Source organism: Streptomyces sp. NBC_00887 (genome assembly GCF_045207585.1).
The window spans coordinates 772,549-785,363 of sequence record NZ_CP108788.1; the positions used below are offsets into that span (position 1 = coordinate 772,549).

Genomic DNA, 12,815 nt, shown 5'->3' on the forward strand with positions numbered 1-12,815 from the left:
CGGACTCGGACGATGGTGATCCCCATCGTGGTCCGGAAGAGTGCCGCGGGCCTGAGTACCGGTGCTCAGCCGGCAGCCCGCCGGATACCCAGTCCCTCGGCGCCGGGGTTCCCCGCCGCACGACGCGCGGGACCCGGGCGGCAGGGTCTCCCGTCCGTACGGGAGACCCTGCCGCTCAACGCGCCACGGCCAGGCAGTAGTCCTCGTTCGTGGCGAGCAGATTGCGATGGGTGTCCTCGGCGGTGATGACCCCGTCGTCCAGGACCAGGACACGGTCGGCTGCGTCCAGGAGCGCCGGGCTGCTGGTGAACACGACGGTGGTGCGGCCGCGGCGCATCTTCGCGATGTTGCGTGCGATGAGCTGTTCGGTGACCGCGTCGACGGCTGTCGTCGGATCGTGCAGTACCAGGATGTCGGAGTCGGCGGCCAGGGCGCGGGCCAGGGACAGCCGTTGGCGCTGCCCACCGGAGAGGTTCGCACCGCGGTCGCGGACGCCGTGGTCGAGCCCTTCGCGGTGGAGGGCGACCACGTCGGTCAGCATCGACGCCTCGACCGCCTCGGGAACCATCGGGCTGGTGCCCGACGGGTCGATGTTCGTACGGAGGGTGCCCGCGAAGATCTCCCCGTCGTACGGGTTCACCAGCATGTGCTCACGGACGGCCTCGACCGACAGGTCCGCGATCTCGTGCCCGCTGACCCGTACCGCTCCCTCGTACGCCTGGGGCGGGACGTTCACGGCGAGGATCGACGCGAAGTCGGCCGCCGCGCGCGGCTGGTAGGCGGCGATGGCCACGAACTCGCCCGCCGGGACCCGGAACTTGAGCTTGCGCAGCGTCCCGTACCGGACGCAGTCGATCTCGAGGTCCCCGCCCGCGGCCGGGCGTTCCGGCCCCGGGGTCGTCACCGGCGGGGCGGCCAGTACCAGGGCCATCCGCTCGGCCGAGGCGCGCGCCATCATCACGTACTTCGGCATCTCCGAGAACATCTTGAGCGGTTCCATGATGAACTGCGCCAGCCCCACGGCCATGACGAGCTCCCCGATACTGATCTGCCCTTCGAACGCCAGCCATCCGGATGTCAGGGTCACAGCGGCGGCGAGGACCGCGTTGAGCGCCAGTGCGGTGCCGGCGTACGCGCCGTTCACCTTGGCGACGGTGATCGCCTGGTGCTTCGCCTCCGTGCTGACCTTCCGGTAGGAGAGGAACGCCGCGTGGTTGCCGCCGAAGCCGTGCAGCGGGCGCAGGCCGGTGATGAGGTCGGCGACCTTCGCCCCCGCCCGCGCCACCCTGGCCTGCTGTTCCTGGGTGCTTGCGCCGATCCGCTTGGACATCACGCTCAGGATCGACAGGATCGCGACGGTTCCCACGATCACGAGCAGGCCGAGCCGGATGTCGGCCAGGCCCAGCGCGACCGCCGCGACCACCACCGCGACCAGCGAGCTGATCAGCAGCGGCACCACCTCGATGATGTCGGCGGTCTGGTCGGCGTCCTCGGTGGCGATGGTCAGCACCTCGCCGGACTTCAGGTCGACGTCCCTGGCCACCGGCTGGAGCCCGCAGGCCGCGACCCGCACCCGCCAGCGGTGCGCCTCCGTCGTGTTCGCCTGCTGCAGAACACGCATCCCGAACCGCCACGACAGCGACACGGTCGTGATGATCACGGCCAGCGCGGCGATGGACAGGCCGAGCGAGCCGAGGCTCCGCTCCTGCAAGGAGTGTTCGACGATCAGGCCGAGCGCGATGGGGAACGCGGTCTCGCCGGCCTGGTACATGCCCATGAGGACGGTGCCCCTGGTCATGGCGCCGACGTTGCGCCGCAGGGCGGTCCGAAGGATGTCGGCCCCCTGCCGGGGCCGCTGGGTGTCAGGAGTTGTCATCAAGGTGGCTGGCAATCGCTTCCGGGGTTCGCAGTTCGAGCAGGTCACGGATCGTGATCACGGGACCGTACTCCCGGCGGAGCAGCCCGATCAGCCGCACCGCCAGCATGGAGTGTCCTCCGAGTGACACGAAGTCGCTCACCGCGCTCACTTCGTCATCGTCCAGGTCCAGTGCCTCGGCGAAGAACTCGCACACCACGGTCTCGGTCTCGGTCTCCGGACCGCGCTCCCCCGCCGTGGTCAGCACGCCCAAGGGCTTGGCTTCCGGGAGGGCCTTGGTGTCGGCCTTCCCGTTCACCGTCAGCGGGATGCTGCCGACCTGGGCGTAGTGCGTCGGGCGCAGGAAGTCCGGCAGTGCGGCGCCCACTTCGGCCGCGACCGTGGCCAGGCCCGCGTCACCGAGTACGAGGTAGGCGGCCAGCCGGTACGCTCCGTCGACCTCCGGGGCGGGCTGGGCGACGGCTGCGGCGAAACGCACCGCCGGGTGCGCCGCGAACGCGGCCTCCACTTCGCCCAGCTCGACCCGGTGTCCCCGGATCTTGACCTGCTGGTCGGTGCGGCCCAGGTACATCAGGTTCCCGTCGGGACGCCGGACCACCAGGTCCCCGGTGCGGTACATGCGCTCGCCGGGTTCGCCGAACGGGCAGGCGACGAACCGGTGCGCGGTCTGGGCGGGCTGGCCGAGGTAGCCGCGCGCGATGCCGATCCCCGACACGTACAGCTCCCCGGGAACTCCGTCCGGCAGGGGCCGCAGCCACGGGTCGAGGACGTACACCTCGGTGTTGTCGATCGCGACGCCGACCACCGGGTCCTGGCATTCGAAGGTGCCGACGCCGAGGGTGTTGATGGTGTACTCGGTGGGACCGTACAGGTTGTAGCCGACGGTCCCCTCGGTCTCGGCGAGCTTCTGCCACAGCCTCGGCGTGACGGCCTCGCCGCCCAGCAGCACCAGCGCGGGCCGCCGTTCGGGGTTGTCGAGCAGGCCCTCGGCCACCAGTTGCTGCGCGTAGGTCGGGGTCACGTTGATGACGTCGATCCCGTGCTCGAGGCAGTACTCGACCAGACGGGGCGCGTCGCGGCGCAGTTCCTCGTCGCAGATGTGCACTTCGTGGCCGTCGGCGAGCCACAGCAGTTCCTCCCACGACATGTCGAAGGCGAACGACACGGTGTGTGCGATCCGGAAGACCCTGTTCTCGTGCTCCGCCAGCACCGGCTCGAAGATCCGGCGCTGATGGTTGATCAGCATGTTGGTGAGCCCGGCGTACTCCGTCACCACGCCCTTGGGCTTTCCGGTCGATCCGGAGGTGAAGATCGTGTACGCGGGGTGCCGCAGTCGGTTCGGGGCGTCCGGCGCGAACGTCACGAACGGTTCGGCCTCGGGCAGCGGACGGTCGAGCTCGATCAGGTCACCGGTCAGCCTGGGCGACACGGCGCTCACGGTGAGGATCACCTTCGGGCGGGCCTCCTCGACGATCGCGGCGATTCGCTCGTCCGGGTGGTCGAGCTCCAGCGGCACGTACGCCGCACCGACGCGCAGTACGGCGAACAGTGCCACGATCGAGTCGAGGGAGCGCGGGACCGCGAGGCCCACGGCCGTCTCCGGGCCGATGCCGCGCCCGGCGAGTACGCCCGCCAGTGCGCGGCTGCGGTCGCGGAGCTGGGCGAACGTCATGGTCGAGCCGTGTGCGACGAGAGCGACCCGCTGCGGGTCACGGTCGGCCGCCCGGTCGAACCGGTCGACGACGGTGTCCGTACCGACGTCGGTACGCCCGGCGGGCTCGGGACGGGACACCGGACCGGGCAGTGCGCCGACCGGGCCTGTGGAACGGGCCAGGTCCTCGAGCACGCGCAGGTAGTCGTCGAGGAGACGACGGGCGTTGTCGGTGTCGCCGTCGCGGTGCTCCAGCTTGACGGTGAGCCGGTCGCCGGGGGTGACGACCCAGGTGAACGGGTAGTGCGTCGAGTCGTCGGCCTTCACCGAGGTGATGCCGTGCCTGGCGTTCATCTCGGCGAACGCGTCCATGTCCAGGAAGTTCTGAAGCACGAACAGGTTGTCGAACAGCGTGTCGTGCCCGCTGGCCCGCTGGATCTCGCCGAGTCCCAGGTGCTCGTGGTCCATCGCAGCGACCCTGGCCGCCTGGACGGCCGAGAGGTACTCACCGACGGTGTCGTCCGGCCGTGCCCGCGTCCACATGGGCACGGTGTTGAGCAGTACGCCGACGATGTCGGACAGCCCCTCGCCCTCACGGCCGGAGACGGTCACGCCGAACGCGGCGTCGCTCCGGCCCGTGTGCGCGCCCAGCAGGAGGCCGAACGCGCCGGTCAGCACCGAGTTCAGCGTGACTCCGTGCGCCCTGGCCGCTTCCCGCAGCAGTTCCGACTGCTCGGCGGACATCTGGTGCACGAGTGCGCGCGGCAGGTCGTCCGTGAGGGACGGGTTCGGTCCGGCGAGGAGCGTCGGGCCGGTGAGGCCGGCCAGGTGCTCCGCCCAGAAGCGTTCCGATACGGCGGGGTCCCTGGCGTCGAGCGTCCGGGCGTAGTCCTCGAATCCGGGCGTGACCGGTGTCGCGTCCAGCGGTTCGCCGGCGAGGACGGCCTGATAGGCGTCGAACAGGTCCCGCAGCAGGATCTCGCGGGACCAGCCGTCCCACAGCAGCAGGTGGTAACTGAGCAGCAGTCCGTCGCGGTCGTCGGGCAGACGGACCACGGTCAGCCGGACCATCGGCGGCTCGTCCGGGTCGAATCCCGTGTCACGGTCGCGGGTGCGCAGTGTTTCCACGTCCGCTTCCGTCTCGGGACGGACCGTGCGGACATCGACCCGTCGGCCCGCCTTGAGGACCTGGACCGGGTTTCCGTTGGCGTCGGTGGTGAAGCCGGCGCCCACGACCGGGTGCCGCGCGATCACGTGCGCCATCGCCTCGGCCAGCGCGTCGGTGTCCAGGCGCCGGTCGAAGGTGAAGTAGCTCTGTGCGACGTAGTGTCCGGCTTCGCCCGCCATCTGGGCCTGGAAGAACAGGCCCCTCTGGAGCGGGGTGACCGGTGCCGTGCGCTCGGCCGTCGCGGAGGCCTCGGCGGTGCGCTGCAGCGCGCCCAGCCAGTGCACGGCGATCTCGTCGGGGATGCCGTCGGCGAGGGTGAACGCCGCGTGCAGGCTTCCGGTGGCGTCGTCGGTCCACGCGTTGACCTCGACGGCGTACGGGCTGCCCTGGTCCCCGCCGGTGATGTGCAGCGCCCGGGACTCGCTGCCCCGCCCGAGGTAGTTGAACAGCACCTGAGGGCGGGCGTTCAGCAGGGGGGCCGTCTGAGGGTTGAGGTACCTGAGCCGACCGTAGGCGACGTGGCCGAGCTCGTCCGGCTGGCGTTCGGCGAGTTCGCGCGCCGCCGCGACGGGGTCGGTGTGCGCCGTGAGCCGCACCGGTGCGATGGAGGTGAACCAGCCGACCGTACGGGTGTAGTCGTGGTGCTCCAGCGCCGGGACCCTGCCGTGCCGCTCCAGCTCGATCGCGAGATCGGTCGGCGAGGGCTGGACCTGGGTCAGCGCGGTCCGGAGCGCGCCGCACAGCAACTCGGTGAGACCGACGCCCAGTACGGAGGGGGCGGTACGCGTCACGCGGTCGCTGACGTCGGCGGCGAGTACGACGGTGGTCTCGTGCAGACCCTCGACGGCGGGCAGCAGCGCCGGGGCCCGGAGCGTGGTGATCCAGTGCCCGAGGGCGTCCGTCGCGTGGGAGGACCCGGAGCTCAGCGCTTCGGCGTACTCGGCGTAGGACGTGGTCGGCGGTGCGAGCGGGGCACCGCCCATGGCGGCGGCCAGGTCGTCCAGCAGGATGAGCCAGGACACCGAGTCGACGGCCAGGTGGTGCACGGTGACCACCAGGGTGCGGCTCGCCTCGAGCCAGGAGAAGGCGATCACCTCCCCGGACTCGGGGTCGAGGCGCCCGGCCGCGTCGTTCGCCGCGGCAGTCGCGTCGTCCGTGTCCGTCCGCAGCACGCTGACCTCCCGGGCGGGTTCGGTGCGCAGTGCCCACACCCCGTGCTCGACGCTCAGCCGCAACCGGAGGGCGGGGTGCGCGGCCACGACCGCGCGGGCGGCGCGCTCGGCGTCGGCGAACCCGGTGCCCTCGGCCGCCACCAGCGCCCTGGCCTGGGCGAACCGGGCGAGTGAGGCGCCCAGTTCCCGCTGGCGCAGGATGATCGGCGTCGGCGACAGCGGGCCGTCCTCACGGCGCACGGGCTCGGCGGACGCGGTCCGCGGCGTGCGCGTCTCCAGGTGTTCGGCGAGCGCGCGCGGTGTCTTGAGGAGGAACACGTCGCGTGGCGCGATCGGGAGTCCGAGCGCTCTGGCCCGGTTGATCACGGTGATGGCGACGATGCTGTCGCCCCCGGCCATGAAGAAGTCGGTGTCACCGTCCACGTCCGCGGAGCCGGGCAGCGTCTCGGCGAAGATGCCGACCAGTGCGGCGAGCGCGGACTCGCCCGCGGCCACCGGGGTGCCGTCCTGTGCGGCGCGTGCGGATTCGCCCGCGGCCACGGAGGTGTCGTCCTGTGCGGCGCGCTCGGTCAGGGCCTTCCGGTCCAGCTTGCCGTTGACCGTCAGCGGCAGGACGTCGACCGGCAGCACCCGCCCGGGCACCATGTGCACGGGCAGCTTCGCCGACAGGAGGCCGGTGAGGTCGCCGGGCACCCGTCCCACGACGTGCGCGACGAGGTGGTCGCCGCCCTCCGCCACGGTGACAGCCACGTCGACGACGCCGTCGAGTTCCCGGATCGCGGCCTCCACCTCGCCGAGTTCGATACGGAATCCCTTGAGCTGCACCTGGTCGTCGGCGCGGCCGGCGAACTCCAGCTCGCCGTCGAGCGTGCGGAGCGCGAGGTCGCCCGTGTGGTACATGCGGGAGCCGTCGCCCGCGAACGGGTCCGCGACGAACCGGCCGGCGGTGAGTCCGGGCCTGCCCAGGTAGCCGAGGGACACCTGGTCACCGGCGACGTAGATGGCGCCGACCCGGCCCGGCGGTACCGGCCGGAGCCGGTCGTCGAGCAGGTAGGTGGCCAGACCGGGGATCGGACCGCCGATCGGGCTGACGTCCTCGCCGAAGTCCTCGTCGGTGAGCACCCGGTGGGTGACGTGGACGGTGGTCTCGGTGATGCCGTACATGTTGACCAGCTCGGGCGAACGGGTGCCGTGCCGGTCGACCCAGCCGCGCAGCCGCACGGGATCCAGTGCCTCTCCGCCGAAGATGATCCGGCGCAGTGCGGTGGCCGGTCCGCCGGCGTGCCGGTCGGCCTCCACGAACCGGTGGAACGCCGACGGGGTCTGGTTGAGCACGGTCACTCCGCGCTCCTGGACCAGCCGGTGGAAGTCGACCGGGGAGCGGGTCAGGGCGTACTCCGGCACCAGGAGCTCTCCCCCGTGCACCAGCGCGCCCCAGAGCTCCCAGACCGCGAAGTCGAAGGAGTAGGAGTGGAACTGGACCCACACGTCGCGCGGGCCGAAGTCCATGTCGGGCCGGGTGTTCGCGAGCAGCGTCACCACGCTCGAGTGCGGGACGACGACGCCCTTGGGCCTGCCGGTCGATCCGGACGTGTAGATCACGTATGCCGGGTCGTACCAGCCGGCCGCGGGCGCGGCGGTGTCCTGGGGCAGCCCGTCCGCCTGCGACAGCTCGTCCCCCTGGACGAGCACGCGGGCCGACAGTCCCTCACGGGTGAGCAGGTCGGTGAAGCGGTCCCGCTGCTCACGGTCGACGAGAACAACCTGCGGAGCGGCGTCGGAGAGGATGTACTCCAGCCGTTCGTCCGGGTACGCCAGGTCCAGCGGCACGTACGCGCCGCCCGCGGAGACGATCGCGACGAGGGCGACGACCTGCTCGAGGGAACGGGGGACGGCGACGGCCACGCGCTTGCCCGGTCCGACACCGGCCGCTCGAAGCGATGCGGCCAGCTCGTTCTTCGCCGCCTCCAGTTCGCCGTAGGTCAGTGACCTGGTGCTGCCGTCGAGCGCGCACTGGGTGACGGCGGTGGCGGCCGGGTCGCGGTGCGCGGCGGCGTCGAACAGTGCGCCCAGGGTCGTCGGGGTGATCGGCGCGGGGCGTCGGGCGTCGTCGGCTGCCAGGTCGTCGACCGGGGCGTCCGGACGGGTGAGGAGCCCGGTGAGGGTCCGGGTGAAGGTGCTCAGGACGGCCTGGGCGCTCGTTTCACGCAGCAGCTCACCGTCGTAGATGAGGTTGAAGCGCGGACGGCCCTCGAGTGCGCGCTCCACCACCAGCGTCAACGGGTAGTGCGGGGCGCCCTCGTTCACGATGTCGGCGATGACCAGCTCGTCGTCGGGTCCCCGCAGGGCGTCCACATCGGTCGCGACGTCGAACACCACCAGGGTGTCGAAACGGGAACCGGCGCCTGTCTGCCGGCCGATCCTCGCCAGTGAGACGTGCTGGTGCGGCAGCACCGCGCTCTGGTGTTCCCGTACGGAGGCGAGGAGGTCGCCCGCCGTGGTGGCGGCCTCCCACCGGGCGCGCACGGGGATCGTGTTGATGAACAGGCCCACCATGTCCCCGATGCCGGGCACATCCGCGTCGCGCCCGGACACCGTGGAACCGAACACCACGTCCTTGCCCTGCAGGATGCCGCCCAGCGTCACCGCCCAGGCGCTGTGCACGGCCACGCTGAGCGGCACGCCGGCCGCCCGGGCTGCCGCGTCGACGTCGTCCGTCGGCTCCACGGCGATGTCGGTGAACCGGTCGGAGGGGGTGTGCCCTTCGGCGACCAGTGAGGGGCCGGGAAGATCCGCGAGCTGCTCGCGCCACACGCGGTCGCTCTCGTCGTCGTCGCGTCCTGCGAGCCAGTGCACGTAGTCGGGGAATCCGCCGATCCGGTACACGGTCCCCGGCCGGTGGTACTCGGCCAGCAGCGTACGGAGCATCGGCGGCACCGACCAGCCGTCGGCGATGATGTGGTGCACGGTCTGCACCAGGACGTTCCGTCCGGAGCCCGCGCGGATGAGCGTGTACCGCATCAGCGGGCCGGTGGCGAGGTCGAATCCGGCGCGGCGGTCCCGCTCGGCGTATTCGCGGATCTCGTCGTCGGTGATTCCCGGGCGGTCCAGCGTGGTGAACGGCGCCCGGGCGCCGCTCTCCAGCACGGAGACCACACGGCCGTCGGCGAGGGCCACGAACCTGGCGGCCAGGTTCGGGTACAGGGTGAGCAGCCGGGTGGCCGCGGCCGTGAGCCGGTCGGCGTCCACCTCGCCCTCCAGCGTCAGCAACTGCTGCTCGACGTAGCTGCCCGCCGAGTCGTCGTCGAAGACCGAGTGGAAGTACAGGCCCTCCTGCAGCGGGGTCAGCGGCAGGATGTCCCGCAGCTCCGGGCCGTCCAGGGCGTCGACGTCGGGCTGCGTGAGCGGCACCAGGGCGAAGTCGCTGGGAGAGTGGCCGCCCTGGTCGAGGGCGGCCAGTCCGGCCAGCGCCACCCGCAGGTACTCGCCGACGGTCGCGATGTCCTCGTCGGTGAACATTCCGTCGGGCCAGGAGATGGTGGTGACCAGCTCGTACTCGCCGGTCGACGCGGGTTCGGCGATCGCGTTGAACTCCAGGGAGCGCGGCAGACGCATCCTCGGGTCGCGCTTCTCGCCCAGTTGCCCGGTGGTGCCCGCGGGCTGCCAGTCGCCGGTCGCGCCGGAGTCGAAGCGTCCCAGGTAGTTGAACAGCACCTGGGGTGCGGGCGCGTCGAACCCGGTACCGGCCAGGTAGCGCAGGGCACCGTAGGAGACGCCGTTGCTCGGCACCCTGGCGAGGTCTTCCTTGACCGCCTTGAGTGCTGCGGCCAGGTACTCGGGTGCCGTGGGGTCGGCTGCCGCGCCCGGGTCGACGGTCACCGGGAACAGGGTGGTGAACCAGCCCACGGTTCGTGACAGTTCCGGCTCGAAGCCGGCGGTGGCCGCCACGAACCGTCCTTCGCGGCCGTGGCCCTCGAGTTCGATGTGCGCGAACGTCTGGTCCTGCCCGAGGTCGCGGCGCCACCGGGCGAGGGAGACGGCGAGCGCGGTCAGCAGGACGTCGTTGACGCCCGCGTGGAACTTCGCGGGAATCTCGCCCAGCAGCGCGGCCGTGACCTCGGGACCGACGGAGACGGTCCGGGTCCGCTCCTGAACCACGGTGTCGGCTGCGGACAGCGCGCGCCTGCCCACGGGTGCGTCCGCTCCCGGCAGGGGGCGCTCGAAGTAGGCACGGTCCGCGTCGAAGTCCGCGCGCCCGAGCAGTTCGGTCCAGCGCCGGAACGACGTGCCCACCGTGGGCAGTTCGACCGGTTCGCCCGAGGAGATCTGGCGCCACGCCGTGGCCAGGTCCTCCATCAGGACACGCCAGGACACACCGTCGATCACCAGGTGGTGGACGACGACGACCAGCTGGCGGGACTCCCGTCGCCAGACGGCTCGCAGCATCACGCCGTCGTCCGGGTCGAGCCCGTCGGTGGCGAGCTCCACGCAGGCGTCGAGCGGACGGTCGCTCTCCTGCCACACCGCGGCGGCCGGTGCCGCCTCGGGGATGTCGAAGCTCCAGCGTTCACCGCGCACCAGCTTGGCGCGCAGCATGTCGTGGCGTCCGACCACGGCGGTGAGGATCTCGTCCAGGGCTCCGGCTGTCAGGTCCGCCGGGGTGTTCAGGACCATCGACTGCACGAAGCCGTCGACGGCGTCCGTGGTCTCGCCGAGCCACTGCACGATGGGCGAACCGACGACGGAACCGGTCGCCACATCGCTGTGCTGCACCGTGGAGACGTCCTCGCGGCTCGCCACCGCCGCCAGCGCGCCCACGACACTGTTGGTGAAGATCTGACGTGCCGTGACGTAGAGGCCCGCCTCGCGCAGCGCGCTGAGCAGGGAGATGGCCAGGATGCTGTCTCCGCCGAGCCGGAAGAAGTCCTGGTCGACGCCGACCTCGTCCAGCCGCAGCACCGCCGCGACCGTCGCGCACAGCACGCGCTCGTTCTCGGTGGCGGGCGGGACGATCGCGCCGGTCCCGATCACGGGCTCGGGCAGGGCCTTGCGGTCGAGCTTGCCGTTCGCGGTGAGCGGGAACTCCTTCATCACGACGGTGTGGGCGGGCACCATGTACTCCACCATGTGCTCGACGGCCCACGCCCTGACTTCTTCGGCGCGCAGGTCCTCGCTGCCGGCGGCCGGGATCACGTACCCCACGAGGTAGGTGCCGCCCGCCGTGTTCTTCTTGGCGACGACGCAGGTGTGCCGTACCCCGGGGTGCTCCGCGAGACCGGCCTCGACGTCCTCGATCTCCAGACGCATACCGCGGATCTTGATCTGGTTGTCGGCACGTCCGAGGAAGTCCAGCGACCCGTCCGGGGCGTAGCGCGCGAGGTCACCGGTCCGGTACAGCCGGGACCCGTCCCCCGCGAAGGGGTTGGCCACGAACCGGGACGCCGTCAGGCCGGCCGCGTTGACGTAGCCGCGCCCCAGGAGGAATCCGCCGACGTACAGTTCGCCGCCGACGCCGACGGGGACGGGGCGCAGTTCGTCGTCGAGCACGTAGAGCTGGGTGTTGGGGTTGGCCTTGCCGATCGATGTCGACAAGCGTTCCGCCTCGCCCCGGTAGATGACGTGGCTGACGCCGATCGTGGTCTCGGCCGGGCCGTAACCGTGGTACATGGGGATGTCGAGCCGGGTGCGGAAGCGCTCGTACAGCTCCGGGGTCAGGACTTCTCCGCCGCACCACACGTGCCGCAGGCTGTCCAGCCGACCGGAGTCGCCCGCGATCTCGAGCAGCACGTCCAGCATGGACGACACCAGGTACGTGAAGGTGACGCGGTGTTCGGCGATCACGCTCAGCAGGTGGTGCGGGTCTCGTTCGCCGCCGGGCCGCAGGACCACCAGCCTGCCGCCGGACACCAGCGGCAGGAAGATCTCGTTGATGGAGATGTCGAAGGACAGCGGGGCCTTGAAGAGTGACGCGTCGTCATGGCCGAAGCGCAGGATCTCGTCGACCTGCCACAGCAGGCGCTCGCTGATCGCTTCGTGCCGGATCATCGCGCCCTTGGGCCGCCCGGTGGAACCGGACGTGAAGATCACGTACGCCAGGGCGTCGCCGGGGACGGTGACCTCGGGGCCCTCGACGGGGCAGGAAGCGAACTTCCAGTCGTCGAGGTCCACGGCCACGGCTTCGGGTTCACCCGGGTTGTGCTCGCCCGTGTCGTTGAGCTGCAGCACGACCCGGGCGTCCTCGACGACGACGGCGCGGCGTGCGGCGGGCCACTGCGGATCCAGCGGCACGAACGCACAGCCTGCCTGGAGCACGCCGAGCAGCCCGATCACCATGTCGGCGGAGCGGCCGAGGGATATACCGACGACCTGTTCGGCGGTGAGTCCGCGTTCGATCAGATGGTGGGCCAGCTGACCCGACAGCTCGGCCACCTGGCGATACGTCAGCGACCGGTTCTCGTCGACGACGGCGACGGCGTCGGGCCTGGCCCGCGCCTGCTCGCGGAACATCTCCACCATGGTCGGGCGGATGCGCGCGGCCTCGGTGTCGTTCCACTCGGCCAGGGCTTCGATCCGCGCCGCCGGGCCGGACGGGCCGATGCTGCCGATGGGCCGGTCCGGGAAGTCGGCGAGGTCGTCCAGAGCGAGCTGGGCCTCGGCCGGCAGCACGCCTTCGGGGACGGCAATGCTCCGGCCGTCCGCGCCCACCTCCCAACCGGCAGGCACGGAACCGCCGTTGTCGACCCACCCGAGCACATCCGCGAACAGGGTCCCCGGGGTGAGGTCGATGCCGTCGGGCCCCAGTCCGGTCGCCCAGTACGAGAGACCGATGGCGCACGCTTCGGCGATGGTCCTGTCGGAGCGGTTACCGGTCCGCCGGCGCACGTCGGCCAGGCTCGCGGGAGAAAGCAGTACGAGTCGAGCGTTCGGATCCATCATCGAAGACTCAGT

Annotated in this window: 2 protein-coding genes; both read right to left on the reverse strand. The window is 71.3% G+C overall.

The window, feature by feature from the left end; genetic code table 11:
* Positions 1 to 175: 175 nt before the first annotated feature.
* Positions 176 to 1,876 (reverse strand): ABC transporter ATP-binding protein, encoded by a 1,701-nt coding sequence (locus tag OG844_RS03575; RefSeq protein WP_406388037.1) that lies wholly within the window; start codon positions 1,874 to 1,876, stop codon positions 176 to 178.
* Positions 1,863 to 12,803 carry an amino acid adenylation domain-containing protein gene (locus OG844_RS03580; RefSeq protein ID WP_406388039.1) on the reverse strand — a complete coding sequence of 3,647 codons (10,941 nt, stop codon included), beginning with the start codon at positions 12,801 to 12,803 and terminating at the stop codon, positions 1,863 to 1,865. Before OG844_RS03580 ends, OG844_RS03575 begins: the two co-directional genes overlap by 14 nt.
* Between the last annotated feature and the right edge of the window lie 12 nt (positions 12,804 to 12,815).